At 56.6% G+C, this 26868-nt stretch carries 25 protein-coding genes; 18 read left to right on the forward strand and 7 right to left on the reverse strand.

Annotation, left to right across the window (positions count from 1 at the left end; translation table 11 throughout):
- Positions 1–23 precede the first annotated feature (23 nt).
- Together fnrL and AC2FFP_RS15530 are read left to right on the forward strand one after the other, a co-directional pair.
- On the forward strand, positions 24–764 hold the full coding sequence (gene fnrL, locus AC2FFP_RS15525) for a transcriptional regulator FnrL (RefSeq protein ID WP_496739441.1): 741 nt from the start codon (positions 24–26) through the stop codon (positions 762–764).
- Between the two features lie 64 nt (positions 765–828).
- Positions 829–1083: a GlsB/YeaQ/YmgE family stress response membrane protein gene (locus tag AC2FFP_RS15530; protein WP_496768449.1), complete on the forward strand. Its 255-nt coding sequence runs from the start codon at positions 829–831 to the stop codon at positions 1081–1083.
- 46 nt (positions 1084–1129) lie between these two features.
- Here the strand turns inward: AC2FFP_RS15530 and AC2FFP_RS15535 are convergent, their stop codons facing one another.
- Positions 1130–1969: a universal stress protein gene (locus AC2FFP_RS15535; protein WP_496768447.1), complete on the reverse strand. Its 840-nt coding sequence runs from the start codon at positions 1967–1969 to the stop codon at positions 1130–1132.
- 195 nt (positions 1970–2164) lie between these two features.
- Here AC2FFP_RS15535 and ccoN point away from each other — a divergent pair, with 195 nt between their 5' ends.
- The 11 genes from ccoN (at position 2165) to nusG (ending at position 12239) form a co-directional block, all read left to right on the forward strand.
- Positions 2165–3772 carry a cytochrome-c oxidase, cbb3-type subunit I gene (gene ccoN / locus AC2FFP_RS15540; protein ID WP_472724515.1) on the forward strand — a complete coding sequence of 536 codons (1608 nt, stop codon included), beginning with the start codon at positions 2165–2167 and terminating at the stop codon, positions 3770–3772.
- Positions 3773–3785: 13 nt separating this feature from the next.
- Positions 3786–4514, forward strand: a complete 729-nt coding sequence (gene ccoO / locus AC2FFP_RS15545) for a cytochrome-c oxidase, cbb3-type subunit II (protein WP_058272496.1) — start codon at positions 3786–3788, stop codon at positions 4512–4514.
- A gap of 11 nt (positions 4515–4525) precedes the next feature.
- Positions 4526–4762, forward strand: a complete 237-nt coding sequence (locus AC2FFP_RS15550; RefSeq protein ID WP_472724514.1) for a cbb3-type cytochrome oxidase subunit 3 — start codon at positions 4526–4528, stop codon at positions 4760–4762.
- Positions 4759–5622, forward strand: a complete 864-nt coding sequence (gene ccoP / locus AC2FFP_RS15555) for a cytochrome-c oxidase, cbb3-type subunit III (protein WP_496844631.1) — start codon at positions 4759–4761, stop codon at positions 5620–5622. The genes AC2FFP_RS15550 and ccoP overlap by 4 nt, the downstream gene beginning before the upstream one ends.
- 408 nt (positions 5623–6030) lie before the next feature.
- Positions 6031–6906 carry a LysR family transcriptional regulator gene (locus tag AC2FFP_RS15560; RefSeq protein ID WP_496739445.1) on the forward strand — a complete coding sequence of 292 codons (876 nt, stop codon included), beginning with the start codon at positions 6031–6033 and terminating at the stop codon, positions 6904–6906.
- A gap of 100 nt (positions 6907–7006) precedes the next feature.
- Positions 7007–8434 carry a cytochrome c oxidase accessory protein CcoG gene (gene ccoG / locus AC2FFP_RS15565; RefSeq protein ID WP_496881227.1) on the forward strand — a complete coding sequence of 476 codons (1428 nt, stop codon included), beginning with the start codon at positions 7007–7009 and terminating at the stop codon, positions 8432–8434.
- A 1-nt stretch (position 8435) separates the two neighbouring features.
- Complete coding sequence (locus tag AC2FFP_RS15570; protein WP_496726646.1) at positions 8436–8894, forward strand: FixH family protein; 459 nt, start codon at positions 8436–8438, stop codon at positions 8892–8894.
- 3 nt (positions 8895–8897) lie between these two features.
- On the forward strand, positions 8898–11075 hold the full coding sequence (locus AC2FFP_RS15575; RefSeq protein WP_496768442.1) for a heavy metal translocating P-type ATPase: 2178 nt from the start codon (positions 8898–8900) through the stop codon (positions 11073–11075).
- 5 nt (positions 11076–11080) lie between these two features.
- Entirely contained in the window at positions 11081–11239 is a 159-nt protein-coding gene (gene ccoS, locus AC2FFP_RS15580; protein ID WP_058272490.1) for a cbb3-type cytochrome oxidase assembly protein CcoS, read from the forward strand.
- A 68-nt stretch (positions 11240–11307) separates the two neighbouring features.
- Entirely contained in the window at positions 11308–11505 is a 198-nt protein-coding gene (gene secE / locus AC2FFP_RS15585; protein WP_058279820.1) for a preprotein translocase subunit SecE, read from the forward strand.
- A 200-nt stretch (positions 11506–11705) separates the two neighbouring features.
- A complete protein-coding gene (gene nusG / locus AC2FFP_RS15590) occupies positions 11706–12239 on the forward strand; it encodes a transcription termination/antitermination protein NusG (protein WP_058272488.1) in 534 nt (177 codons plus the stop codon).
- A 131-nt stretch (positions 12240–12370) separates the two neighbouring features.
- Here the strand turns inward: nusG and AC2FFP_RS15595 are convergent, their stop codons facing one another.
- The 4 genes from AC2FFP_RS15595 to AC2FFP_RS15610 form a co-directional block, all read right to left on the reverse strand.
- Complete coding sequence (locus AC2FFP_RS15595) at positions 12371–13105, reverse strand: hypothetical protein (RefSeq protein ID WP_496768440.1); 735 nt, start codon at positions 13103–13105, stop codon at positions 12371–12373.
- Between the two features lie 26 nt (positions 13106–13131).
- Positions 13132–13992 carry a hypothetical protein gene (locus AC2FFP_RS15600; protein WP_496768438.1) on the reverse strand — a complete coding sequence of 287 codons (861 nt, stop codon included), beginning with the start codon at positions 13990–13992 and terminating at the stop codon, positions 13132–13134.
- Positions 13993–14456: 464 nt separating this feature from the next.
- On the reverse strand, positions 14457–15677 hold the full coding sequence (locus AC2FFP_RS15605; RefSeq protein ID WP_496768436.1) for a peptidoglycan-binding domain-containing protein: 1221 nt from the start codon (positions 15675–15677) through the stop codon (positions 14457–14459).
- A gap of 380 nt (positions 15678–16057) precedes the next feature.
- Complete coding sequence (locus AC2FFP_RS15610; protein ID WP_496726636.1) at positions 16058–17248, reverse strand: adenylate/guanylate cyclase domain-containing protein; 1191 nt, start codon at positions 17246–17248, stop codon at positions 16058–16060.
- A gap of 270 nt (positions 17249–17518) precedes the next feature.
- Here AC2FFP_RS15610 and rplK point away from each other — a divergent pair, with 270 nt between their 5' ends.
- Entirely contained in the window at positions 17519–17968 is a 450-nt protein-coding gene (rplK, locus tag AC2FFP_RS15615) for a 50S ribosomal protein L11 (RefSeq protein ID WP_037314971.1), read from the forward strand.
- A gap of 1 nt (position 17969) precedes the next feature.
- Complete coding sequence (rplA, locus tag AC2FFP_RS15620; protein ID WP_058272485.1) at positions 17970–18668, forward strand: 50S ribosomal protein L1; 699 nt, start codon at positions 17970–17972, stop codon at positions 18666–18668.
- Between the two features lie 161 nt (positions 18669–18829).
- Here rplA and AC2FFP_RS15625 read toward each other — a convergent pair whose 3' ends face one another.
- On the reverse strand, positions 18830–19870 hold the full coding sequence (locus AC2FFP_RS15625) for a Hint domain-containing protein (RefSeq protein ID WP_496768431.1): 1041 nt from the start codon (positions 19868–19870) through the stop codon (positions 18830–18832).
- 160 nt (positions 19871–20030) lie between these two features.
- The gene (locus AC2FFP_RS15630; protein ID WP_496768429.1) at positions 20031–21005 is read right to left on the reverse strand and encodes a phosphotransferase; all 975 of its coding nucleotides are present in this window, start codon (positions 21003–21005) and stop codon (positions 20031–20033) included.
- A gap of 481 nt (positions 21006–21486) precedes the next feature.
- On the opposite strand from AC2FFP_RS15630, the gene rplJ reads away from it, so the two are divergent.
- From rplJ to rpoB, 3 genes are all read left to right on the forward strand, one after another.
- Positions 21487–22005: a 50S ribosomal protein L10 gene (gene rplJ, locus AC2FFP_RS15635; RefSeq protein WP_170417030.1), complete on the forward strand. Its 519-nt coding sequence runs from the start codon at positions 21487–21489 to the stop codon at positions 22003–22005.
- A gap of 79 nt (positions 22006–22084) precedes the next feature.
- Positions 22085–22459: a 50S ribosomal protein L7/L12 gene (gene rplL / locus AC2FFP_RS15640; RefSeq protein WP_037314964.1), complete on the forward strand. Its 375-nt coding sequence runs from the start codon at positions 22085–22087 to the stop codon at positions 22457–22459.
- Positions 22460–22711: 252 nt separating this feature from the next.
- A complete protein-coding gene (gene rpoB / locus AC2FFP_RS15645) occupies positions 22712–26845 on the forward strand; it encodes a DNA-directed RNA polymerase subunit beta (protein ID WP_496735725.1) in 4134 nt (1377 codons plus the stop codon).
- The last annotated feature ends 23 nt before the right edge of the window (positions 26846–26868 follow it).

Raw genomic sequence — 26868 nt, forward strand, 5'->3', positions numbered from 1 at the left:
GAGATCAAGTGAAAGCGCGAACGATGCTAAAAGCACAGATTGATCATACCAATTGTTCCGAATGCCCCATTCGGCATCGCGCCGTCTGTGCGCATTGTGATGCTGATGAGTTGGAAGAGCTTGAAGGCATTAAGTATTACCGTAGCTTCGAAGCGGGTCAGACAGTCATCTGGTCGGGCGATCAGATGAACTTTGTGGGCTCTGTCGTGTCGGGAATCGCCTCGTTGACCCAGACGATGGAAGATGGGCGAACCCAGATGGTTGGCCTGTTGCTGCCCAGCGATTTCGTCGGTCGGCCGGGCCGTGATTCTGCGCCTTATGATGTGCAGGCCACAACTGATCTGGTCATGTGCTGTTTTCGCAAGAAGCCATTCGAACAACTGATGAACGACACGCCCCATATTGCGCACCGGCTGCTTCAGATGACGCTGGATGAACTGGATGCCGCGCGCGAGTGGATGCTGGTGCTGGGGCGCAAGACTGCGCGTGAAAAGATTGCAAGCCTGCTGTCGATTATTGCACGGCGCGACGCTTCGATTGTGCCAAAAGCAAAACCTGGCCCGATTGTCTTTGACCTGCCGCTGACACGCGAGGCTATGGCAGATTATCTGGGATTGACCCTTGAAACCGTAAGTCGCCAGATTTCGGCCCTGAAGAAAGAGGGGGTCATCGAGTTGGAAGGCAAACGCCACGTGACAATCCCCGACATGCGGCGCCTGATGGACGAGGCCGGCGACGACTCCGATGGCGGCTTTCTGATTTAAGCCTATCCTGCTGCCTGCAGCCGTGATTTACTGAATACGTGAATGAACCACGCAGGAGTAAGGCATGGAATTCAGTAGCATTTTGGCAATGCTGGTCATCGGTGCGATTGCCGGGTGGCTTTCGGGAAAAATTATGGAAGGCCTCGGGTTCGGCCTGATCGGAAACATAATAGTAGGGATCGTGGGCGCCTTTCTTGCAGGTCTGATTTTCCCGGCGCTGGGCTTTTCGGTTGGCGGCGGCGTGTTTTCGTCAATACTCTTCGCAACCATCGGCGCGGTCATACTGTTGTTTGTGATTGGTCTCATAAAACGCGTTTAGGCCATCCGTTCGAACGGATGGCCCCCCTAATCGGAAACACTTACAGTCAGTGTGCCAGAAACACTGGTACCGAAGCTTGTTCCAACATGTTTCGGGTTGCCCCGCCCAGGATGGCTTCGCGGAACCTTGAGTGGCCGTAAGCGCCCATGACGATCATGTCCGCTTCGCTGTCGGCGGCGTGCCTGTTCAGGATGTCTGACACACGGGTCATGGTTTTGCTGAGTACGTCGATCTCACACTTGGTCCCGTGCCGGGCCAGCATCTGAGACAGCAGCCCACCGGGGTCAGAACGGTCGGGGCCGTGGCGCGGCGGGTCGATGACGACAATCCGGACCAGATCGGCTTGCGTCAGGAAAGGCAGGGCGCATCGGATGGCGCGCATGGCTTCGACACTTTCATTCCACCCGATCAGCACAGTACCGGGGCGCTCAAAGGGCGCTGCATTGTCGGGTGTGACCAGAATTGGCGCGTGACCCTCGAACATGGCGGCTTCGACAATTGGTTCAGCCTCGGCGCTGCGGTCTTTGCCATAAGGTTTAGGCAGGACAACCAGATCCGAGAACCGGGCACGATGCGCCACGTGGCGACCAATATCAGCGATCTGAGCGACCCCGCTTTCAGCAGACCAGCGAATACCGGATTTACCCATGTAATCCTGAGTTTGCGTCAGCAGTTCGTCGGCGTCTGCGTTGGCCCGGCTCAGCGTTTCTTGCAGGACCAGAGCATTTGCACCTGCGTAATAATAGCCCGCTTGGCTGCGATCGACGCCAAGGCATAGCGCTTCAGCATGCGCATCCTGTGCATTTGCCAGCGCAACCATTTGCGCCAAGGCTGATTGTGATTGTCCCGAGTCCGTTACGACTGTGAGAAGAGATTTGTACGCCATTTTGACCTCTTGTCTTCAGGGCTAAGTGGCATGCGGCCATGCAACTCAGTCTAAGGCTTAGGATTGTCACAGATTTCGGGCTATTGTCTTGATACAGATCAAAGCGAGGTTGGCCGCTGTCCGACAAAACAACGGCCAGTCAAAAGGGTTCCGCGACAAATAAGAATCGCGCGGGGCATGGCAAAGGGACGCAATATGTCAAATTACATCAAGCTGATCGTGCTTGGTCTGATCGCGATATTCGCGGCGATCGGAACCAATTACGCACGCGATTTGGCGTATCAGGTGCATGCAATTCTGGTGATGCTGATCGCCGGTGGATTGTTCATCTGGACGCTGAGAAATACGGATGAGCCAGATATCCTCGTCGACCGTTCGGCCGAGTACATGGATGACGTGATCCGCTATGGCGTGATCGCAACTGCCTTCTGGGGGGTGGTCGGGTTCCTTGCGGGGACCTTTATCGCCTTTCAGTTGGCCTTTCCGGTGCTGAACTTCGAGTGGGCACAAGGCTATCTGAACTTTGGCCGTTTGCGTCCGTTGCACACCTCGGCTGTGATTTTTGCCTTTGGTGGTAACGCGCTGATCGCGACGTCTTTCTATGTGGTCCAGCGCACAAGCGCTGCGCGCCTATGGGGCGGCAATCTGGCGTGGTTCGTGTTCTGGGGCTATCAGCTGTTCATCGTTCTGGCAGCAACCGGCTATGTGCTGGGTGGAACGCAGTCCAAGGAATACGCGGAACCCGAATGGTACGTTGACCTGTGGCTGACCATCGTCTGGGTGGCCTATCTGGCCGTATTCCTGGGTACGATCGTCCGGCGGAAAGAGCCCCACATCTACGTGGCGAACTGGTTCTATCTGGCGTTCATCGTGACCGTTGCCATGCTGCACTTGGTTAACAACATGACCATCCCGGTCAGCGTTTGGGGTTCGAAGTCAGTCATCGTCTGGTCGGGCGTACAGGATGCCATGATCCAGTGGTGGTACGGCCACAACGCCGTGGGCTTCTTCTTGACCGCGGGCTTCCTGGGCATGATGTATTACTTCATCCCGAAACAGGCCGAGCGTCCGGTATTCAGCTACAAGCTGTCAATCATCCACTTCTGGGCGCTGATCTTCCTGTATATCTGGGCCGGTCCGCACCACCTGCATTATACCGCGTTGCCGGATTGGGCGTCGACGCTGGGCATGGTGTTCTCGATCATCCTGTGGATGCCGTCCTGGGGTGGTATGATCAACGGTCTGATGACCCTGTCGGGCGCGTGGGACAAGCTGCGTACTGACCCGGTGATCCGGATGATGGTGATCTCGGTCGGCTTCTACGGCATGTCCACGTTCGAGGGGCCAATGATGTCGATCCGCGCGGTCAACAGCCTCAGCCACTACACCGACTGGACCATTGGTCACGTGCACTCGGGCGCGCTGGGCTGGAACGGCATGATCACCTTTGGTGCGCTGTACTTCCTGGTGCCGGTCCTGTGGAAACGTGAGCGTCTGTATTCGCTGCAGATGGTCAGCTGGCACTTCTGGCTCGCCACTATCGGCATCGTGCTCTACGCCGCGTCGATGTGGGTGACCGGTATCATGGAAGGCCTGATGTGGCGTGAAGTGGATGCAAACGGCTTCCTGGTGAACTCGTTCGCTGACACCGTGGCTGCCAAATTCCCGATGTATGTGGTGCGTGCTTTGGGTGGCGTGATGTTCGTCGCGGGTGCGTTGATCATGTGCTACAACCTGTGGATGACTGTGCGGAAAGCGCCGGCCAAAGAGGCCAGCCTGACCGTCGCGGTCCCGGCTGAATAGGAGGGCCGGAGCAATGGCAATTCTCGACAAACATAAGATCCTCGAGACCAACGCGACCCTCCTGCTGATCTTCAGCTTTTTGGTCGTGACCATCGGTGGCATCGTGCAGATCACCCCGCTGTTCTATCTTGAGAACACCATCGAGAAGGTGGAGGGCATGCGCCCTTACACCCCTCTCGAAATGGCGGGCCGTGACATCTACATCCGCGAAGGCTGCTATACCTGCCACAGCCAGATGATCCGCCCGATGCGGGACGAGGTCGAACGCTATGGCCACTACTCGCTGGCAGCTGAATCGATGTATGACCATCCGTTCCAATGGGGGTCCAAGCGTACCGGTCCTGACCTGGCGCGTGTAGGTGGCCGCTATTCCGACCAGTGGCATGTTGATCACTTGCGTGACCCGCAGTCGGTGGTTCCGGAATCGGTGATGCCGAAGTACGGCTTCCTCGAGCATCGCAAGATCGACGGCAAGTATATCGGTGACGTCATGGCGGCAAATGCTGTCGTGGGCACGCCCTATACGGAAGAGATGCTGGCAAATGCACAGGCGGATTTCCGAGCGCAGGCCGACCCGGACAGCGACTATGACGGTTTGCTGGAACGGTACGGTGACAAGGTCAGCATTCGTAACTTCGACGGTCAGCCCGAGCTGACCGAGGCTGATGCGTTGGTAGCTTATCTGCAGATGCTGGGAACGCTGGTCGATTTCTCGACCTTCACCCCGGATCCGAGCCGCTAAAGGAGGGTGTGATGGAAGAATACACAATCCTGAGGCAATTCGCGGATAGCTGGATGCTGTTGGTACTGTTTGTCTTCTTTGTTGGCATCGTGATCTGGGTTTTCCGTCCCGGAGCCAGCAAAGAATACAAGGACACCGCCAACATCCCGTTCCGGCACGAAGATGCCCCTGCGCCCCTCAAGGGTGATGAAACAGCTGCGCCCCGTGGGGGCGACAAACCCGCCACATCCAAGGAGGCGCGGCAATGAGCAAGATACCTGAAAAACAGCCGGGCGATCCGAATACCACGGGCCACAGCTGGGACGGCATCGAGGAATTCGACAATCCGATGCCACGTTGGTGGCTGTGGACCTTTTACGTCACGATCATCTGGGGTGTGATCTACACGATCATGTATCCGGCCTGGCCGCTTGTTCAATCCGCAACTGCGGGCGTCCTTGGCTGGTCTTCACGAGAATTGGTGCAGGAAGAGATCGTTTCCTTCGAAGAGGCCAATGCGCCGTGGAACGCCAAACTGGTTGAAACCTCGCTTGAAGATGTCTCGAAAGATCCGGAGCTGCAGCAATATGCGGTCAATGCGGGCGGCGCGGTATTCCGGACATGGTGCGCGCAGTGCCACGGTTCGGGCGCGCAGGGTGCGCCGGGCTTCCCGAACCTGCTGGACGACGCATGGCTCTGGGGCGGTTCGCTGGAAGATATCGAGACCACCATTGCCTATGGTATTCGGAATGAAGAAAGCGACGATGCACGTTATTCCGAAATGCCAGCCTTTGGCGAAATCCTCGAGAAAGAGGAGATCACTCAGGTCGTACAGTACGTCATGTCGCTGACCAATGCGCAGACCGACGACGCGGCGGCACAGGCAGGCAAGGTTGTCTTTGAGGACAACTGCTCGGTTTGCCATGGCGAAGACGGCAAGGGTGACGTCACTCAAGGTGCACCGAACCTTACGGATGCGATCTGGCTTTATGGTGGCAGCGAAGAGGCTTTGACCGAAACGGTACAGTATAGCCGCTTTGGCGTGATGCCGCCGTGGGAAAACCGCCTGACCGAAGCGCAAATCCGCGCTGTCACCGCCTATGTCCACCAGTTGGGTGGCGGTCAGTAACCTCAAAAGAATACCTTCGGACGGTTCGCCGTCCGAAGGTTGAGGCACCGGCTGTTCCATCTGTTCGCGCGTTTCCTGAACAGCCGGTGCTGCCTCTCTACCTTACAAATCACCAGCGAGGCGGTCCAGACGCGGGCTTCGGTTTGCTATTTGCATTGCGAAAAACTGGCACGTTTGTGTTGCTTCCACCAATGACTTTCCGGCAACCAGCGTTGCTTTTGTCTGTCAGGCCGATCCGATGATTTTGGTTCATCCAGCTCATGTGTCTGGGTGGCGATCATGAATGACTTTGCAAGAATTGAGAGCATCTGACATCTCCTGAGTTTTGGTTCTTCTGTCATCAGGATTGATTTTCAGACTGCAAAATGCGACTCAATTAGCATTTCTGTATGTAATCAGGGCTTACATGTGAACTGGATGGAAATGCCGCCGCTCGCATCGCTCAGAGCTTTTTCCGCTTTTGCGGCGACACGGAATGTTGTGGAAGCGGGCAACTCACTGAATGTCAGCCACGCTGCCATCAGCCAGCAATTGCGCGTGCTTGAGAAATTTCTTGGAGTTGCGCTGTTGGATCGGTCCGGCAAATCCATGACCTTGACGCCTGAAGGTGAAAGGTTGGCGCGCGCCGTGCATCTTGGGTTCGGTGCGATTGGCGATGCCTTGGTCGAACTGACCCAATCCAAACAGGATCGTCCGGTTCATGTTTCTTTGACGTCGTCATTTGCCGCGTCATGGCTGATGCCCCGCCTGCCAGCATTTCAGGCCGAACACCCGGATATCCAATTGGCGCTTGATCCGTCACCTGCACTGGTCAGCCTAGATCCCGGCGGTGTCGATGTGGCCATCCGCTATGGTGCAGGCACATGGCCCGGTGTCCGTACAGAAATGTTGCTGCAAAGCCCTATGGTGATCGTCGCGGCCCACAATCTGGTGGGGGAAAAAACGTCGTGGACGCCAGACGAGCTCAGCGAACTGCCTTGGCTTGAAGAGTTCGGCACCACCGAGGCAACCAACTGGCTGGCCCGACGTGGTGTCGGGCACGGGCCAAACGCAGGGCGAATCTCATTGCCCGGCAATCTGCTTTTGGAAGGGTTGCGCGCGGGGCAGGGCGTAACCGTCACGGCGCGGCATTTTGTCGAAGCAGAAATCACGTCGGGCCAAATCATCGAACTGTTTCGCGAGCCCGAAAACAGCGGATATCACCTTGTTACTGGTGATTTCCCTCTGCGTCCGGCGGCAAAAACTTTTATTGCATGGCTCAGGCGGCAAGCTGGTAAGATGTGACAAAAGGTGTCTGCACGATGCGCTTTTGACCCATGTCAAAGTGGCTACCTTTGTGTTCTGGAACAAGACACCGTGATATAGCCACATCTGGAGCCAGCCCGTGAGCGATTCCGACCCCGCACCCAGCCTTTACGCCGCACGAGAACCCATATTTCCGCGTCGCGTGTCCGGGCCGTTTCGCAACCTGAAATGGATTATTCTCGCGGTCACGCTAGGGATCTATTACATCACCCCGTGGATCAGATGGGACCGGGGGCCCAGCCTGCCGGATCAGGCGGTGTTGCTGGATTTGGCCAACCGCAGGTTCTATTTCTTCTGGATCGAGATCTGGCCGCATGAATTCTATTTTGTTGCCGGTTTGTTGATCATGGCCGGGTTGGGGTTGTTCCTTTTCACCTCGGCGCTGGGGCGCGTGTGGTGCGGTTATGCCTGCCCACAGACGGTTTGGACTGACCTGTTCATCCTTTTCGAACGCTGGATCGAAGGAGATCGCAACGCCCGGTTACGTCTGCATCGTCAGGAAAAGCTAGACTTTCGCAAAGCGCGGTTGCGGCTGACGAAATGGGGTGCCTGGCTTTTGATCGGTCTGGCGACCGGTGGCGCCTGGGTGTTCTATTTTGCCGATGCGCCGACACTTCTGCGGGACCTTGTGACCGGGAATGCCCATCCGGTTGCCTATACGACAATACTGATTTTGACGGGAACGACCTTCCTGTTCGGTGGCTTCGCGCGCGAACAGATCTGTATCTATGCCTGCCCATGGCCGCGGATTCAGGCGGCTATGATGGACGAGGATACACTCGTCGTCGGGTACCGTGAATGGCGTGGTGAGCCGCGTGGCAAGGGCAAACGAACTGCGGATTCCGAGCTGGGCGACTGCATCGACTGTATGGCCTGCGTCAATGTCTGCCCGGTTGGGATCGACATTCGCGACGGACAGCAGTTGGAATGCATTACCTGTGCGCTGTGTATCGACGCCTGTGACGACATGATGGCCAAGATCGGCAAGCCGCGTGGTCTGATCGACTATATGGCCCTGAGCGACGAAGCCAACGAGCGGGCAGGTAAACCTCCCAAAAATGTCTGGAAACACATCCTGCGGCCCCGGACCATCCTGTACACGGCCCTTTGGTCACTTGTCGGCTTTGGGCTGCTCTTTGCCCTGTTCATCCGGTCCGACATCGAAGTTACCGTGGCCCCGGTTCGCAACCCGACCTTTGTCACCCTGTCCGACGGCACGATCCGCAATACCTATGACGTGCGCGTGCGGAACAAACATGGCGAGGAACGGCTGTTCAAGCTGTCCCTGTCCGGTGATCCGGCGATGCGGATCGTGATCGAAGGCACGCCACTTGATACGGTGAATGTCACGGCGGATACTGCGCAATTGCAGCGGGTCTATATTATCGCCTCGAAAGACACGGATCCGGCAGCGGCGGACGCGACACCGGTTCGGATCTGGATCGAGGATATCGAAAGCGGTGAGCGCGCCTACAAGGACACGACGTTCAATGGACGAGGAAACTGAGATGGCCGAGCGTCAATTTACCGGAAAGCACTTTCTGGCGATCTTTGTCGCTGCTTTCGGGGTGATCATTTCCGTGAATCTCGTGCTGGCCTACAAAGCTGTCCAAACCTTTCCCGGGCTCGAGGTCAAAAACTCTTACGTCGCCAGTCAGGAGTTCAACGAGCGCCTGAAAGTGCAACAGGCCTTGGGTTGGGAAATCCGGGCTGAGACCAATGGCGGTCTTTTGATCCTGCACATCACCGACCAAACCGGCGCGCCGGTCCAGGTGGCCGAGCTGCAGGCAGTTGTTGGCCGGGCGACGCATGTGAAAGAGGATTTCACCCCGGATTTCACTTTTGACGGGACCGCCTATTCCACGCCCGCAGCGCTGGGCAAGGGGAACTGGAACATCCGTCTGGTGGCCAAAGACAACAGCGGTGCCGAATTTGCGCAGCGGGTTCCGTTGTATGTGAAAGGGTAGGGGATGACCGCTCAGCTCAGCTCAGGTACGGCGGCATGCCCCGGTTGCATCGCAGCACCGGCAGAACCAGCGCGACCCGTTCCTGAAGATGTGCAGATTGCCCTATCCCTGCCCGGCATTCGCTGCTCGGCCTGTATTGCGAATGTTGAACGCGCGCTGAACGCCCATCCGGGTGTCGAGGACGCGCGGGTCAATCTGACGCTCAAGCGTGCAATGGTCAAAGCAGCCGCTGAGACACACGCTGCCGACCTGATCCCCGTTTTGGAGCGCGCCGGTTACGAGGCGCATGAGCTGGACCCGGGCGCTTTGTCGGCAACCCAATCCGACAAGGCCGGGCGTGATCTGCTGATGCGATTGGCGGTGGCTGGTTTCGCGTCGATGAACGTGATGCTGTTGTCTGTGTCGGTCTGGTCAGGGGCTACGGATGCGACGCGGGATCTGTTCCACTGGATTTCAGCGGCCATTGCTCTGCCTGCGATTGCCTTTTCCGCGCAGCCCTTCTTTGCCAACGCCTGGAGTGCACTGCGAGTCAAACGATTGAACATGGATGTGCCAATTGTGTTGGCGATCCTACTGGCACTTGTCACGTCGCTTTGGGAAACCGCGCTTAGCGGAGAGCATGCCTATTTCGACGCCGCACTGACGTTGACCTTCTTCCTGCTCGCAGGCCGGTATCTGGACTATCGCACCCGCGCTGCGGCCCGATCAGCAGCCGAAGAACTGACGGCCCTGGAAGTGCCGCGTGCAATTCGCTTGGTGGACGGGGCGGAAGAAGAGGTGTCCGTCGCAAGCCTGGCCGTTGGTGATCTGATAATTGTTCGCCCGGGCGGGCGTATGCCTGTGGATGGTGAGATTGTATCGGGCAAATCGGAGCTCGACAGGTCATTGTTGACGGGCGAGACGTTGCCTGTCTTTGCCGAAGCCGGTCTTGCCGTCAGCGCGGGTGAGGTTAACCTGACGGGCCCGCTGACGATCCGGACCACAGCGGTCGGTGAGGATACGTCACTGCACCGTATGGCGGATCTGGTGGCCATCGCAGAATCCGGTCGATCGCGCTATACGTCGCTGGCTGACAAGGCGGCCAAGCTATACGCGCCGGGGGTGCATATTCTGTCCGCGCTCAGTTTCCTTGGGTGGTACATCTATTCCGGCGATATCCGAACCGCGCTGAACATCGCTGCGGCGGTTCTGATCATCACCTGCCCCTGTGCGCTGGGGCTTGCTGTGCCCGCTGTGACGACGGCGGCCTCGGGGCGATTGTTTCACAAGGGGATGCTAATCAAACATTCTACTGCGCTGGAACGTCTGGCCGAGGTTGATACGGTCGTTTTTGATAAAACCGGCACACTTACATCCGGCACTCCGGAATTGACCAATCTTGAGGATCATTCCCGCGCGGATCTTGAGATTGCACTGGCACTGGCCGAGGCGTCTTCGCATCCGTTGTCGGTGTCGCTTGCCAAGTTCGCCAGAGATGCCGGGATCAAGCCTGCCAGACTTGAGGATGTGGTCGAGGTTCCGGGTTATGGCACCGAAGGAACCTACCGTGATCAGCGTGTGCGCCTTGGGCGCGCCGGTTGGACCGGCGCGACCGAAGGTGATCAGACGGCAGCTTGGTTGGCGGTCACGGGGCAGTCACCGGTTGCGTTTCTGTTCTCGGATTCTCTGCGTCCGGGCGCGGCCGAGGCTGTGCAGGCGTTCCGTGACGGCGGAAAGAGTGTCGTTCTCATCTCGGGTGATACACGAGGCGCGGTTCAAACGCTGGCAGACAAGCTTGGGATTGAAACATGGATTGCCGAGGCGCTGCCTCAGGATAAAGCCACCCATGTACAGGAGCTCAGCGACCAGGGCCGCCACGTCCTGATGGTTGGTGACGGGCTAAACGATACAGCCGCGCTTGCCGCGGCGCATGTGTCAATTTCACCTGCCTCGGCGCTGGACGCAGCGCGGGTGGCGTCGGATATCGTATTACTGGGCAACGATTTGTCCCCGATTGCAGATGCCTGTGACACAGCAGTGAAGGCGACCAAAAGGATTCGCGAGAACTTTCGCATCGCCACGGTTTACAATATCATCGCGGTACCCTTGGCCGTGGCCGGGTTCGCCACGCCACTGATCGCGGCATTGGCGATGTCGACGTCGTCGATTACCGTGTCCCTGAATGCCCTGCGCCTGAGGTAGTTGATATGGAAGTTCTGGCCTATCTCATACCGATTTCCCTGTTTTTGGGCGGGGTTGGCCTCGTGGCGTTTATCTACACGGTGCGGTCGAACCAGTATGATGATCCCGAGGGTGACGCGCGGCGTATCCTCAGCGATGAATGGGATGACAAGCCCAAGTCCTGACCACTCTTGAAATTGCCGCAATGCCCGGTTATGTCCGGCCCATCCGCTAGCAGAGAGAACCAAGCCAAATGGCAACTATGAATCCGATCCAGTTCATTCAGCAAGTCCGTGCCGAAGTCTCGAAGGTCGTCTGGCCGACCCGGCGCGAGGTTCTGCTGACCACGGTCATGGTGTTCATCATGGCGGCACTGACCGCTGTGTTCTTTGCGCTGGTCGATCTGGGTATTCGCGGCGGTCTGCAACTGATCCTGGGCGCATTCGGTTAAACCGGATTGGGCCGGGCGGAAACGCCACAGCCCCCTTGCACAGCGCGGGATGTCAGAGTAGTTGACACAGTACTATTCGGAATGGGCGTGCGGCGATTCGGGCTGTGCGCCGCTTTTTATTCCGGGTGACGTGGCAGAATTTCAATGACGGTGCTTGCGGCATTCCGAACGCACCGAAGGCAAACAAGGACGACAGGTTCATGGCGAAACGGTGGTACTCGGTCAGCGTTCTTTCGAACTTCGAAAAGAAGATCGCAGAGCAGATCCGCACGTCCGTGGCTGAGCAAGGCCTTGAGGACGATATCGACGAAGTACTGGTGCCCACCGAAGAGGTGATCGAAGTGCGCCGGGGCAAGAAGGTCACGACCGAACGCCGCTTTATGCCCGGCTACGTGCTGGTGCATATGGAAATGTCGGATCAGGGCTATCACTTGGTCAACTCGATCAACCGGGTTACCGGCTTCTTGGGCCCGCAGGGCCGCCCGATGCCGATGCGCGACGCCGAGGTGAACCAGATCCTCAACCGTGTTCAGGAAGGTGAAGACGCGCCGAAACTGATGATCTCGTTCGAAGTGGGCGAGAAGGTCAAGGTCAACGACGGCCCGTTCGAGGATTTCGACGGTATGGTCGAAGGTGTGGACGACGAAGCCCAGAAGCTGAAAGTCTCGGTTTCGATCTTTGGTCGCGAAACCCCGGTCGAGCTGGACTTTACGCAGGTTACGAAGCAGGGCTAAAACCCACTTCAGCGAATTTTGGAGCGCCGCGATGCTAGGAGCAACGCGGCGCTTTTGCTTTTATGGCATCAGCTTTTCAAGTTCGCAGGCAAAAGGCAGAAGAAATCGACCGGAAAGTAAGAGCTTTGCAGCTAGGGCGGACCGGGAATTAGTTCTTGTTGTTGAAGAACTGTTAGGATGTCCAGAATTGTCGACGGGCTGACATCCACCGAACCGTCCAAAAATACACCAAGTCCACCTTCTCCGATCTCTCGTGGGCCACCAGAGTCATAAACCGGATCAAGAGACGCGAGCTCTGCCGGCAGTACCGGACACAAAGGGGTTTCGTTCAAAACAAGGTCTACGGCAGCCAACATCAGCTTCTTGACGGACTCGAGCGTATCGTCCTCAAGGAGTTTTTCGCGCTGCGCTTCGGGAGCCGTGAGTACGAGGTCGATAAGTTCGAAATAGGCACAGTTGTCCCGCAACTCTACAGTCGCTTCGGTGGACATGTTTGCCTGGATAGAGTTTTTTTGTTCACCCCGCTGAAAGTCGCGCTCACTGGTTCGGCTGCATTCAAAGATTGTGATGGTCACTTGCCCATCCAGATCGATCGCGTCGTCTTGAGCCTTAAAGCCGAATTCATCCAGTCGGACTTGCAGGCCGCAATTGTCGACTATTGCGTTTTCCGCCAGTCGCTCAGGTACAGTTTTCTGTACTTCGCGCAGATCAAGAAGGGCACCCACACCGATCCGGGTAGGGGCAACAGCGGAGAGGTTCAGATCAAGCGTATAAGGCAATTCCGTATCACGAACTGGCAGTGTCGCGTCGATGACAAAATCTACCTGTTGCGCGTCGGGTGCTCGGGCTCCCAGAACTACTGCCATTAAGACTGGAAAAATCAACCAAAGTCTCATTCAGCAAACTCCAATACGCCAAGCTCCTTCAATCCTCCAAGGACTTCGACAATTGTCTCAGCGCTGACATCGGCAGACCCGACAATGGCAGCACCCATCCCGCCAGGCGCAATTTCCCGAGTGCCCCCGGACTCGTAAATCGGGTCGAGTACAGTGAACTCCGCGGGCAATGGCGGGCAGACCGGGTGCGCAGTCAAAAATTCCCCGCCTTTTTCGAGGACGGCTTCGTTGATGCGGTTGGTCAGGCCGAAAAGATTGGAGACAGCGCCAATAAAACCGCGCGGATCTAGATCAACGCCTTCGATGCTGAATGTCAGGCATTGGCCCTTCACCTCGGCCTTGGCGACGGCCACCGCGTCCACTGTGGCCCCAAAATACCGAAAGCCCGGCTCTTCATGGCGGTTACATCTCGTAAACTGCGCACGGGCTGAACCCTCGATCTTTACGGTGTCGTCTATGGCGGTGACGTCCCGAACCTCAAGATAGATCTGGCGTTTACAGCTTTCTTCCAGGGGACCGGTCAGTATTTGAGGCGCTTTTTCCTGCAATCCGCGCAAATCCATAAAGGCGCGCAGTTGCAAACGGGTTGGGCTGGCTTCTTCAAGGCCACCATAGACAGTGAAGGGAACCGGAATATCGCGCAGTGGAACTTCTTTATTCAATTTGATCTGAAACCGACCGGCATAGGTGGCAGGATCAATTCCCGTAGAGGAGTATGAAGAAGAACTGTTGGACCCGCCGGTTTGGGTGACCGCCTCCGGCTCTGCGCCCTGATCCTGAGCCTTGCTACCACAGCCCGGCAGCATAGCAAAAAGAATGCAGACCAATAGTCCCTTATTCAGTCGAGATGATGCCATCCCTGACCACCTCTTCTGTGTCCAAGCCGTACCAAGATACCCGCCTGCGTTTCTTAAGCAACTTATGTATTCAATTTATTTATTTTGTTTCGCTGTTTCCAACTGTCACAGAGGCTCGTTCAGGACACAAACACGCCCTTTGTAAACAAGGTGTGAGCTACTTGCCAACCCCACCATTCCCCTATTCATGCCGCCTTTACCGTTTTCGGGCGAGATTCTCTCGTGGGAGGTTGCTGGGATCGCGGTCTCGTATCTGACCGCGCGAAACAAGTCGGGTGGGGCGTGCCGGTCAAGCTGCTGTTCTAACTTTTGGCGGTGAAGTCACGGTCGAACTAGGTTTCTAGCAACTTGCGAAGTAGAGCTAGGTTGTTTTCTGGCTACATTGATAACGCCGCGATGCAACACGCAACGCGGCGCTTTTTTGTTTCAGCTTGGTAGACGCCGATAGCGTTTAGTTTATCGACTTATCTCGCCTGCACCATAGCCGCACGCAAGAGTTGCGGGCGGTCTGATTGGGATGGCAGGAAGACAGCCTGCGATCCGGCATCCAGCGCAGAAAGGCTCGCATCGTACCATTGCATCGCAAGATCGCGGCGTTCTTGTACACCAAAGCCTTCGCGCAGGTGGTGCCCAACCAACTCTCCATAGGCTGGCTCGCCCATAGCGACCAACATTAGTGCAGAACCAACAGCGGTATCCATGTTGTCCTGCAGGTAACCCATTGCCAGGCAGACTTTGCTTGTCGCGGCAAGATCTTCAGGGCTGAGCCCAGAATCCAAAGCAAGCTTGCGCATCTGAGTTTCCGACTCTGTTTTTGAGTTTAGAGACAACGCAACAACTTGCGGCTCCAACATTTCACCAAATGCGTCACACTGAGCTGCGACCTGGTCTGGTGTCAGTCCCTGAATGTCCTGCATCAGATCCTCGCCCCGGGCCATGGCATAGCTTCGAGCCAGGCAAAACTGTTCGCTGAGTGCAAAATCAGGATCGGACATATTGGCCAAAGTCGTGTAGCCGCCATTGGTCGACGTCTGAAGCATAACCGCGCTGCAGCGATTGGCGAGTGACGGGCCTGTTGTGCCGCCAGAAAACAAGGTCGGTAGGGTAGTGGATGGTGCTTCGGCAACGTCTGTCGTGGGTTCGACCTCTTGCGCGGTTGCGACCGGGGCGGCCACTGCCGGTGGCTGCGGAGCCGCCGCCAGAGCGGTGCCGCTATGCACTTGCTGACGGTACGCTAACAAAAGAGGCTGTCCGGACAGTTGAGTCGATGCCTGTCCTCCGCTTGTCGCCCAATAGTAGGCCTGCATAAGGAAGTCGCGCTGATACGGCTGAAAATCATAGCCATTGATAGGGTAGCCCATTGAAACCTGATAACGTTCGATCGCAGACCGGGTTCCGCGGCCGACCTGTCCATCCACCCTTCCGGCATTGTAACCAAAGTAGTTGAGTGCGGTCTGAGTTTGCGCACCTTGTGTTGTCGACGGTATGCCGGGACGGTAGGTCCGAGTTGACCGCGTCGTTCTCTGGGCTTTTTTCTTCTGCTGGTCCTGGCCTATCGCGTAACCTAAGACCCCACCAACGACAGCGCCGCCGAGGAAGTCACCGGCGTCGGCCCGCGCCACCTGAGGAGCGGTTGCAGCAAAGGATAGGGCGAGTCCGAGCGTAACTATCAAACGAAAAAACATAACTTACCTCCAAAACAAAACGCCTGAATTTGATGAGTATACCACATTCATTGCTCAACGCGGACCTGGACATTGCAGTGACGCTCGAATCCCAGTCTTAGCGCGGTTGGTTGGCGGACTTTTGCCAATTTCAGGCTATTTTCCGATGGGTATAAAAGTCTTCTAACTCACGAAATGTGGACGAGCGGGTCAATTATGGTCCGTTCGAGGAATTCGTCGGTATGGGCGACGGCGTGGACGACGAGAACCAGAAGCGAAGGTCTTGGTTTCGATCTTTGGCTGCGAGATGTCGGCCGAGCTGGACTTCACGCAGGTTACGAAGCAGGGATACTTGGGCTTCGCAGAAAGTTTATGTTGAGGTGACCTGTTGGGCACCCTTTTTATGAATTTGCTGTGCGAACTTTCCAGACAGATTGATCCTCGCCAAACCCTTTTAGGGACGCCGTTCCGATCTGTTCGCACAGTTCTGGCAGAATTGCCGCAGCCGCGTCAGAGAGGACGTGATCAGAATCTAACTCTGTCGCCGCTGTAAGCAATCGGGCGGTTAGATTCACGTCAGGCCCAATCGCTGTAAAATCCAGCCGGTCGCCACCTCCGATGTTGCCATAATGAAACCGACCATAGTGGATAGCTGTGCGGACGCCCAGTTTATGATCGAAGCTTGCCGTGTCCAGCGCTTGCCAACCTTCTTGAACCGCCGCAATTGCGGCTTTGACCTGTGCGTCTGGGGGCATGTTTTCCCGAGTTGGGAAAATGGCAAAAAATCCGTCACCCATAAATTTCAATATTTCACCGCCCTGATCCATCACGGATGGGGCCAGGCAGTCGAAAGTATTATTCAGAAGCTTGACTAACGCGTCTCCGGAAACTGAATTCGAGAGTTGTGTGAACCCCTTAAGATCTGCGAAAAGAATGACGGCGTCGATTTCTCCTCCGTCGCCGCGGTGTATCTTGCCATCCAGAATTTGTGCGCCACTGTTCCGGCCCACATAGGTCGACAAAAGATAGGTTGCATCCAGTCGCAGCATATAGGACTCGGTCAGGCGTGCGAGCGGTCCACGGACCCTCTCCAGAATATTCAAGTCCCGTTCTGAGAATCCGCCCGGCGATGCGCTCGACCACGTGCACACGTGGGTATCGCCGTTGAGGTAGATCAGTGGCTGCGCAAGATAGTCTGTAAACCCTTGTTCGCGCAATTCGCCTATGATGATGTAATCTTCCGGGCAATCGGGGTCTTCCAAGTGCCGACGAATAGTTTCCTTACGCTCGATCACATGGGGCAAGGGATTGTTCGTGTAAATTTCGGTCGTAAACAACTGCAGCGGGGCATCAACCCTGTCCACTCCCTCACCCGCCTTCCATAAGAACCGGCGGCCTGTCAGATTGGGGTGAAGCGTCCAGATGAACAACCCGAACCGGTCGATTGCTACGCCAGCATCCACTAGACTCGTACAAATACCCTCAATGATGCCTATGGCATTTCCTGCCGAGCGGGCCCCATCGACCATCCATTCGATCAGGGCGTCAACTTTAGTTTGTTGCGGGCTGGGTTTTTGCGATGCGGGCAACATGCGTTTCTCGTTAGGCTGCGTGCTGTAGCGTATAGACCGGTATCATGAAACTCTGACTGTCTTGGGCTGAAACTGCAAGATTCGTACGTCAGGCAGATCGGCGATCAGAAATTCGGCTTGCCATTGGACGTTCAGACTAGTAAGGCGCAGCTCTGTCGTAAAATGCGTCAAGCACTGTGGAAGGCGAGCGTATCGCGATTCGCGGACCAGACCACACAACTGAATAGCCCTGATGACGCGTCAGAGGGGTGTTGGAAAAGGAGAAACCAAATGGCTAAGAAGCTTGCTGGTACGATGAAACTGCAGGTTCCTGCAGGTCAGGCGAACCCGTCGCCGCCAGTTGGTCCGGCGCTGGGTCAGCGCGGCATCAACATCATGGAATTCTGCAAGGCGTTCAACGCCAAGACCGCAGACATGGAGCAAGGCGCACCTTGCCCGACCGTGATCACCTATTATCAGGACAAGTCCTTCACCATGGACATCAAGACGCCGCCCGCGTCTTATTACCTGAAAAAAGCCGCTGGTCTGAAGCCGGTTGGTAAGCGTAACCGCCCCCGTGGCGCGGAAAACCCAGGTCGTGAGACCGTGGCAACCGTTACCTCGAAGCAGGTTCGCGAAATCGCCGAAGCCAAAATGAAAGATCTGAACGCCAACGACGTCGAAGGCGCAATGCAGATCATCCTGGGCTCGGCCCGCTCTATGGGCATCGAGGTGAAGTAAGATGGCAAAACTCGGTAAACGTACGCGCGCCGCGCGCGAAGCTGTCGCTGGCAAGGAAAACCTGTCGGTTGACGAAGCAGTTGCCCTGGTCAAAGCCAATGCAACCTCGAAATTCGACGAAACCATCGAGATCGCGCTGAACCTGGGTGTTGACACCCGTCACGCGGACCAGATGGTTCGTGGTGTTGTCGGCCTGCCAAATGGCACCGGTAAAACCATGCGCGTTGCTGTGTTCGCTCGTGGCCCCAAGGCTGACGAAGCGAAAGAAGCAGGTGCGGATATCATTGGCGCAGAGGACCTGATGGAAACCATTCAGGGCGGCACCATCGAATTCGATCGCTGCATTGCCACCCCGGACATGATGCCGATCGTCGGTCGTCTGGGCAAAGTTCTGGGCCCCCGCAACCTGATGCCGAACCCCAAAGTTGGGACCGTGACCATGGACGTGAAAGCGGCCGTGGAAGCAGCCAAGGGTGGTGAAGTTCAGTTCAAGGCAGAAAAAGGCGGCGTTGTGCACGCCGGTGTTGGCAAAGCGTCCTTCGACGAAGCCAAGCTGGTCGAAAACGTCCGCGCCTTTATCTCGGCCGTGGCCAAGGCCAAACCGACAGGTGCCAAAGGCACCTACATGAAGAAAATCGCGCTGAGCTCGACAATGGGCCCTGGCGTGACTTTGGATGTTGCTGCGGCATCGGGCGAATAAGCCCAATTGTAATACCGCGAAGATGAAATCCCGGGTGGTGCGAACCGCCCGGGATTTTCTTACTTAAAGATGATCAGGCTGTCCGCGTGAAGGCGGCATTCAAGTGGCCTGCGCCAGGCGGAAGCTGCAGTTTAAGACTGCGCGCGTCTGACCTCTACGGCTTAGATATATGCGCGCAATACACCGGCCTCACGCGCGCTGATTGTTGGGACTGCGGTGTGTCGAAACGCATCGCTGACATCTTCGATTGATGGGAATAGCGCCAGGATTTCAGATCGTTGCGGGGACGACAGTGCGTATTTTGCGCTTTCGCCATAATAGTAGCTTTCTGTCAGCGCGCCGTTGGATCGGACAATGTGGTGTCGGTCGAACATGAAGTGAGTGTAGGTGATGCGATCCGTTGGGCAGATCGAAACCCCTGGAATGCCACACAGGTTCTTGGCGGCCACGAACACTTCGGATGATCCAAAAAGCATGTCAGTGGCAGGAGAGCCGATCAGAATTCGATGCTGTTGCGAAACCACCAGCTCTTTCGTGTTCCCGATAGCGCCGGCCTCGATCACCACCGGAGCAAATGACCCATGACCATGAACCTCGGTCGTTCCGATCCAGAGGATCGGTTGAAATCCGCTGTCCCGTGTCCAGACGCGTTGACCTTTGATGAGGTCTTGAACCTCGACGATACCGTCTGCAGTCTCGATAAGGGTTCCCGGCCCAAAGCAGGTAACATAGTCAGCATACGCCGACGACCCGGCATTCGAACCGCCGGTTTTGACATACGACGTTCCGGGATCTAGCGGGGCAGATGTAGCATAGCCCCAAACGTCCTGCGTCACGCCGCCTTGGGAAAACACATAGATGGTGATTTCTGGACCGGTCGGGTTGAGATCGTCATCCAGGGCTCGCACAGTGATAATTGACTCGGATTCTACCTGCATGCCGTTTGTCACTATGCCGCCACCATCCGTGATGACGTGGCCAGCTGGCAGGTCATCGTCGAAAACGTCAGGGCTGCCAGCAGTGTCATCCAGTGTGATGGTGGTACCGGTGCCGCCCGAGTAGGTAAAGATGGTGCCATCCGGTGTGTCCGAATTGTTGATGATCGAGCCTCCGACCACGATATCGTTCGCGTCAGCTGTATCCGGGACGAATGTAGCGACCAGGCTGGAGCTGTCCTGAGCAAAAAAACTGCGGAGAACCATGTAAGCGACTTACCTTCTGTGTGGCGGTTTTTGTCGGCCTAAACTGACAAACGCCGCGTGGGTTATGGTTTGGGATAACGTTTCTTGGGATGGTTCGGTCAACTAAGATTTGCGCGATGTCGCTCACAATCTCGTCATTTACGCTGACCATCCATCCAGCTCAACGGTGTTGGAACGCGATCTGCAGGCGATCGCCCAGTCTTTGCCGCTTGTCTTTTTCGAAATCGCTGCATTCGTGGTCGTTCCGCCACAAGGCCAACCAGTCTTTCAATAGCCGTCCGCGGAGACAATAATCCAAGATTTCAACATTGACAGGATGTCGGTAAAGGCGAAAGAACATGTCTTTGTTTCTTTTAAGGATACCGCTTCGGTCGACACCCAATGTGCCGCCATTCCGAAAGATATCCGCCTTCAGAAAATCGACGATATCGTAGACCGCCAGCTTGTCGCGGGCTTCGGTGAAATCCAGTCCGATCGTTTTCCCCTGTCCCACAATAAGGTTCTGCCCGTGATAATCGCCATGTGAAAACACGCGCAGGTCCTCGGTGCCCTTCAGGCGGGTCCCTTCGGACAGCATCAGGTTCACCATTGTCCGGCTTTGGTTCGCGATTTTGTTGGGAACGGCCGTCATCAGTTCTTTCAGGCTGTCTGTCATCCACCTGGGGCGAAAGGCGTAACGAACAGGCGGGTTGCGACTGTGGAGATCGTTCAGCCACGACCCCGCGCGACGGTACACCTGGGCGACCTGATCATCGTCTTTGCTGTTGTAGATCAGATCAACGGCGGTTGGCCGATTGATGTATTCGGTCACCAGAAAAGCACCACCTGGCGAGAGGTAAACGGGTCGGACAACGCGCGAGGTCTCATTGCCCTCAAAAAATCGGTACAGTTCGACGAGCAGGTCATACTCGTCCTTCAATCGCCCGGTGTCTGGCGATTGCGTATCGATCTTAAGGGCGAAAGCCTGCGCTGCGGTATGCAGGATCACGACGGACCGCGTGTCGTCGAACGCGTGCGATCGGTAGATACATTCATAACGGCGGATGGGCTCTTTCAGGAACTGGTTTGAAAACTCGTCGATAAATAAGGCGACGCGGGCATCTTCTTCGTCTGAAAGGGGCAGCGTTCCAGCCAACGGGCCAAGTCCTGAGTGCTATTGTCCAGTCTCCGGACAGGATAACAGTGCGATGTCCATGTCAACGGAAAGTCGATGCTTGGGGCTGCTTGATTTGGCGTTTGCGCGTTGTGCTGCGCAAATCCGCGCCTATATACACGCTAAGCCCTAAACGGGGTGGAAATCGTTTTCGACAGGTGCTGTTGCGAACCTGCGGAAACCGCAATTTACCCCTTGGAAACCGGCCCCATCTGCCCTAAGTAGGGCTACGAAGTAAAGCGTGCGATTCGTCGTGCGCTTTATTTTGTTTCGTCCAAGACGGTGGGTGGTGCCATGTGGCCCCTTAATTCCCTGCCTGAGACGGGTAAGACCAAAGAATTCTGGGGGGTCCAACCCTCGGGCGAATTTTGGCCAATCCCGTAACAACGGACCTGAACGCCGGAGCGAAAGCTGCGGCAAATATGAGCCGGGGTGAGATATCGCCCCAAACTTGGAGAGAACTGTGGATAGAGCCCAGAAAGAGAAAGTGGTCGAGGAACTCGGCCAAATCTTCGAAAGCTCTGGCGTCGTAGTGGTTGCTCACTACGCCGGTCTGACAGTTGCCGAGATGCAGGACCTTCGCGCACGTGCTCGTGACGCGGGTGGCTCCGTGCGTGTTGCCAAGAACAGGCTCGCCAAAATCGCCCTTGAGGGTAAGCCGTGTGAAAGCATGGCCGACCTGCTGACAGGGATGACCGTTCTGACCTATTCCGAGGATCCTGTGGCAGCAGCCAAAGTGGCCCAGGACTACGCCAAAGAGAACCAAAAGTTCGAAATTCTTGGCGGTGCAATGGGTGAGAACGCTCTGGATCGTGCCGGCGTCGAAGCCGTGTCCAAAATGCCTTCGCGCGAGGAGCTTATTGCTACTATCGCGGGCATGCTGGGCGCACCTGCTTCGAACATCGCTGGCGCAATTGGCGCACCTGCAAGCAACATCGCAAGCATCCTTTCCACCATCGAAGAGAAGGCGGAAGCTGCGTAAGCGGTTGGCACTGAATGATCTGCGTAGGGTAACTACCCTGACGTTGGAACACACACTGTAAACGGAAAGAGCTGATAAAATGGCTGATCTGAAAGCACTCGCAGAAAGCATCGTGGGTCTGACCCTGCTGGAAGCACAAGAACTGAAAACCATCCTCAAAGACGAATATGGCATCGAGCCCGCAGCAGGCGGCGCAGTTGTCATGGCAGCCGGTGGCGACGCCGGTGGCGCAGCTGAGGAAGAAAAAACCGAATTCGACGTCGTTCTGAAGAACGCCGGCGCTTCGAAAATCAACGTGATCAAAGAAGTTCGCGGCATCACCGGTCTGGGCCTGAAAGAAGCCAAAGAACTGGTCGAAGCTGGCGGCAAGATCAAAGAAGGCGTGTCGAAAGACGAAGCCGAAGAAGTCAAAGGCAAGCTGGAAGCAGCTGGCGCCGAAGTCGAGCTGGCCTAAGCCATTCGACAGGTGCATCGCTGATGTGCCGCAGAAATTGGCTGGATCCGGAGAAATCCGGGTCCAGCCGAACCTGTCTTAGAAAGGGCCTCTGAAAATTGGGGTGTTTTCTAAGACGCGGTTCGCGGATCGGGAGGCTGCCATTCGGGACGGTGGCCACGAATTGATCCGGACGTGTCGTCTCTAATGTGCAAGGCACCGGGGCCCGACGGTGTCTTTGTCCGCTGAGAACATCGAAAGGTGACATCTGACATGGCTCAAACGTTCCTTGGCCAGAAACGTCTTCGTAAATATTACGGCAAAATCCGCGAAGTGCTGGAGATGCCGAACCTCATTGAGGTCCAGAAATCCTCTTATGATCTATTCCTGCGCTCCGGCGATGCAGATGTGCCCACAGACGGCGAAGGCATCAAAGGCGTGTTCCAATCGGTCTTCCCGATCAAGGATTTCAACGAAACCTCCGTTCTGGAGTTCGTGAAATACGATCTGGAAAAACCTAAATATGACGTCGAAGAGTGCATGCAGCGCGACATGACCTACAGCGCGCCGCTGAAGGTCACTCTGCGTCTGATCGTGTTCGATGTCGATGAGGACACCGGCGCCAAATCCGTCAAAGACATTAAAGAACAGGACGTATTCATGGGCGACATGCCCCTGATGACGCCCAATGGTACGTTCATCGTGAACGGCACCGAGCGTGTGATCGTGTCCCAGATGCACCGTTCGCCCGGCGTGTTCTTTGACCACGACAAGGGCAAGACCCACTCTTCGGGTAAACTGCTCTTTGCTTGCCGCATCATCCCGTATCGCGGCAGCTGGCTGGACTTTGAGTTCGACGCCAAGGACATCGTGTTCGCCCGTATCGACCGTCGCCGCAAACTGCCTGTGACGACCCTGCTTTATGCGCTGGGTCTGGATCAGGAAGCGATCATGGACGCGTACTACAACACCGTGTCCTACAAGCTGGACAAGAAGAAGGGTTGGATCGCTCCGTTCTTCCCGGAACGTGTGCGCGGTACCCGTCCGACTTATGATCTGATTGATGCGAAATCGGGTGAAGTGATTGCTGAAGCAGGCAAAAAGGTCACACCGCGCGCTGTCAAGAAACTGATCGACGAAGGCACTGTCACCAACCTGCTTGTTCCATTCGATCATATCGTTGGCAAATTCGTCGCCAAAGACGTCATCAATGAAGAAACCGGTGCGATCTACGTCGAAGCCGGTGATGAGCTGACGCTTGAATATGACAAGGACGGCGATCTGATCGGCGGCACTGTCAAAGAGCTGATCGATGCCGGCGTCACCGAGATTCCGGTTCTGGACATCGACAACATCAACGTCGGTCCGTACATGCGCAACACCATGGCGGCAGATAAAAACATGGGCCGGGACACCGCGCTGATGGATATCTACCGTGTTATGCGTCCAGGTGAACCGCCCACCGTCGAAGCGGCCTCGGCACTGTTCGACACGCTGTTCTTCGACAGCGAACGTTATGACCTGTCCGCCGTTGGCCGCGTGAAGATGAACATGCGTCTGGCTCTGGATGCGCCGGATACCCTGCGCACCCTGCGCCGCGAAGACATCGTGGCCTGCATCAAGGCGCTGGTTGAGCTGCGCGACGGCAAAGGTGACATCGACGATATCGACCACCTGGGCAACCGTCGTGTGCGTTCTGTCGGCGAACTGATGGAAAACCAGTACCGCGTTGGCCTGCTGCGCATGGAGCGCGCGATCAAAGAGCGTATGTCGTCGGTCGAGATCGACACCGTCATGCCGCAGGACCTGATCAACGCGAAACCGGCTGCTGCTGCTGTTCGCGAATTCTTCGGCTCGTCGCAGCTGTCGCAGTTCATGGACCAGACCAACCCGCTGTCGGAAGTCACCCACAAACGCCGTCTCTCGGCGCTTGGCCCCGGTGGTCTGACACGTGAACGTGCGGGCTTTGAGGTGCGCGACGTACACCCGACCCACTATGGTCGGATGTGCCCGATTGAAACGCCGGAAGGCCCAAACATCGGTCTGATCAACTCGCTGGCCACCTTTGCCCGCGTGAACAAGTATGGCTTCATCGAAACACCGTACCGCGTCGTCAAAGACGCCGAGGTGACCGATGAGGTTCACTACATGTCCGCGACCGAAGAAATGCGTCACACTGTGGCGCAGGCGAACGCGACACTGGATGCGGATGGCAAGTTCATCAACGATCTGGTTTCGACCCGTCAGTCGGGCGACTACACTCTCGCCCCGCGCGAGAATGTGGACCTGATCGACGTCAGCCCGAAACAGTTGGTATCGGTTGCTGCATCGCTGATCCCGTTCCTTGAAAATGACGACGCCAACCGCGCCCTGATGGGTTCGAACATGCAACGTCAGGCGGTTCCGCTGCTGCGGGCCGAGGCGCCGCTGGTCGGCACCGGTATTGAGGAAAAGGTTGCCATCGACTCGGGTGCTGCGATTCAGGCGAAACGTGCCGGCATCATTGACCAGGTCGACGCCCAGCGTATCGTTATTCGTGCTACCGAAGATCTGGAACTGGGCGACGCGGGTGTGGACATCTATCGTCTGCGCAAATTCCAGCGTTCGAACCAGAACACCTGCATCAACCAGCGTCCGCTGGTGAAAGTTGGCGACACTGTCACGAAAGGCGAGGTTGTTGCCGATGGTCCGTCCACCGATATCGGTGAGCTGGCGCTGGGTAAAAACGTGGTCGTCGCGTTCATGCCGTGGAACGGTTACAACTACGAAGACTCGATCCTGATCAGCGAACGTATTGCGCGTGATGACGTCTTTACCTCGGTCCATATCGAGGAATTCGAAGTCGCCGCCCGTGACACGAAGCTGGGCCCGGAAGAGATCACCCGCGACATTCCGAACGTCGGTGAAGAAGCGCTGCGCAACCTCGACGAGGCTGGCATCGTTTACATCGGCGCGGATGTTGAGCCGGGCGATATTTTGGTCGGCAAGATCACTCCGAAGGGCGAAAGCCCGATGACCCCGGAAGAAAAGCTGCTGCGCGCCATCTTTGGTGAAAAAGCATCTGATGTGCGCGATACTTCGCTGCGCGTGAAGCCGGGTGATTACGGGACTGTCGTGGAAGTCCGCGTCTTCAACCGTCACGGCGTCGAGAAAGACGAGCGTGCGTTGCAGATCGAGCGTGAGGAAGTCGAACGTCTGGCCCGTGACCGGGATGACGAGCTGGCGATCCTTGACCGCAACATCTACGCGCGTCTGCAAGGCCTGATCCTGGGTAAAACCGCTGTCAAAGGCCCGAAAGGCGTCAAGGCGGGATCGGTGATCACCGAGGAACTGCTGGACATGCTGACCCGTGGTCAGTGGTGGCAGCTGGCACTGGAAGACGAAAAGGACGCACAGATCGTAGAGGCTCTGAATGAGCAATACGAAGTGCTCAAGCGCGCTCTGGATGCCCGTTTCGAGGACAAGGTCGAGAAAGTCCGTCGTGGTGACGATCTGCCGCCGGGTGTGATGAAGATGGTCAAAGTCTTCATCGCCGTGAAGCGTAAGCTGCAGCCGGGCGACAAGATGGCCGGTCGTCACGGGAACAAAGGCGTGATCTCCAAGGTTGTTCCGATGGAAGACATGCCGTTCCTGGCTGATGGTACTCCGGTTGACTTCTGTCTGAACCCACTGGGCGTGCCTTCGCGTATGAACGTTGGACAGATCCTTGAAACCCATATGGGTTGGGCCGCACGCGGTCTGGGTCTGAACATCGACGAAGCACTGGGTGAATACCGCCGCTCCGGCGACCTGACCCCGGTTCGCGAAGCGATGAAGCTGGCCTATGGCGAGAATGTCTATGAAGAAGGCATTGCCGGCATGGACGAAGGTCACCTGATTGAAGCTGCGGGCAACGTGACCCGCGGTGTTCCGATCGCGACCCCCGTCTTTGACGGAGCCAAAGAGGCTGACGTCAACGACGCGCTGGTGCGTGCGGGCTTCTCGGAAAGCGGTCAGTCGGTTCTGTTCGACGGTCGTACGGGTGAGCAATTCGCGCGTCCGGTGACCGTGGGCATCAAGTACCTGCTGAAACTGCACCACCTTGTGGACGACAAAATCCACGCGCGTTCGACCGGGCCTTACAGCCTGGTTACCCAGCAGCCGCTGGGTGGTAAGGCGCAATTCGGTGGTCAGCGCTTTGGTGAGATGGAGGTCTGGGCCCTGGAAGCTTATGGCGCCGCCTACACCCTGCAGGAGATGCTCACCGTGAAATCGGATGACGTCGCCGGCCGGACCAAGGTGTATGAGTCGATCGTCAAAGGCGAGGATAACTTTGAAGCGGGCGTACCGGAATCGTTCAACGTTCTGGTTAAAGAAGTCCGTGGCCTCGGCCTGAATATGGAACTCCTGGATGCGGAGGAAGAGTAGGGGCGGCAACGCCCCACACTCAT

Source organism: Ruegeria sp. YTSC004, assembly GCF_059609805.1.

Bases quoted from the DNA above. Each gene is read 5' to 3' on its own strand.
- fnrL (WP_496739441.1), top strand. From the start codon at position 24: ATGCTAAAAGCACAGATTGATCATACCAATTGTTCCGAATGCCCCATT.
- AC2FFP_RS15530 (WP_496768449.1), top strand. From the start codon at position 829: ATGGAATTCAGTAGCATTTTGGCAATGCTGGTCATCGGTGCGATTGCC.
- AC2FFP_RS15535 (WP_496768447.1), bottom strand. From the start codon at position 1,969: ATGGCGTACAAATCTCTTCTCACAGTCGTAACGGACTCGGGACAATCA.
- ccoN (WP_472724515.1), top strand. From the start codon at position 2,165: ATGTCAAATTACATCAAGCTGATCGTGCTTGGTCTGATCGCGATATTC.
- ccoO (WP_058272496.1), top strand. From the start codon at position 3,786: ATGGCAATTCTCGACAAACATAAGATCCTCGAGACCAACGCGACCCTC.
- AC2FFP_RS15550 (WP_472724514.1), top strand. From the start codon at position 4,526: ATGGAAGAATACACAATCCTGAGGCAATTCGCGGATAGCTGGATGCTG.
- ccoP (WP_496844631.1), top strand. From the start codon at position 4,759: ATGAGCAAGATACCTGAAAAACAGCCGGGCGATCCGAATACCACGGGC.
- AC2FFP_RS15570 (WP_496726646.1), top strand. From the start codon at position 8,436: ATGGCCGAGCGTCAATTTACCGGAAAGCACTTTCTGGCGATCTTTGTC.
- AC2FFP_RS15575 (WP_496768442.1), top strand. From the start codon at position 8,898: ATGACCGCTCAGCTCAGCTCAGGTACGGCGGCATGCCCCGGTTGCATC.
- ccoS (WP_058272490.1), top strand. From the start codon at position 11,081: ATGGAAGTTCTGGCCTATCTCATACCGATTTCCCTGTTTTTGGGCGGG.
- secE (WP_058279820.1), top strand. From the start codon at position 11,308: ATGGCAACTATGAATCCGATCCAGTTCATTCAGCAAGTCCGTGCCGAA.
- nusG (WP_058272488.1), top strand. From the start codon at position 11,706: ATGGCGAAACGGTGGTACTCGGTCAGCGTTCTTTCGAACTTCGAAAAG.
- AC2FFP_RS15595 (WP_496768440.1), bottom strand. From the start codon at position 13,105: ATGGCAGTAGTTCTGGGAGCCCGAGCACCCGACGCGCAACAGGTAGAT.
- AC2FFP_RS15600 (WP_496768438.1), bottom strand. From the start codon at position 13,992: ATGGCATCATCTCGACTGAATAAGGGACTATTGGTCTGCATTCTTTTT.
- AC2FFP_RS15605 (WP_496768436.1), bottom strand. From the start codon at position 15,677: ATGTTTTTTCGTTTGATAGTTACGCTCGGACTCGCCCTATCCTTTGCT.
- AC2FFP_RS15610 (WP_496726636.1), bottom strand. From the start codon at position 17,248: ATGTTGCCCGCATCGCAAAAACCCAGCCCGCAACAAACTAAAGTTGAC.
- rplK (WP_037314971.1), top strand. From the start codon at position 17,519: ATGGCTAAGAAGCTTGCTGGTACGATGAAACTGCAGGTTCCTGCAGGT.
- rplA (WP_058272485.1), top strand. From the start codon at position 17,970: ATGGCAAAACTCGGTAAACGTACGCGCGCCGCGCGCGAAGCTGTCGCT.
- AC2FFP_RS15625 (WP_496768431.1), bottom strand. From the start codon at position 19,870: ATGGTTCTCCGCAGTTTTTTTGCTCAGGACAGCTCCAGCCTGGTCGCT.
- rplL (WP_037314964.1), top strand. From the start codon at position 22,085: ATGGCTGATCTGAAAGCACTCGCAGAAAGCATCGTGGGTCTGACCCTG.
- rpoB (WP_496735725.1), top strand. From the start codon at position 22,712: ATGGCTCAAACGTTCCTTGGCCAGAAACGTCTTCGTAAATATTACGGC.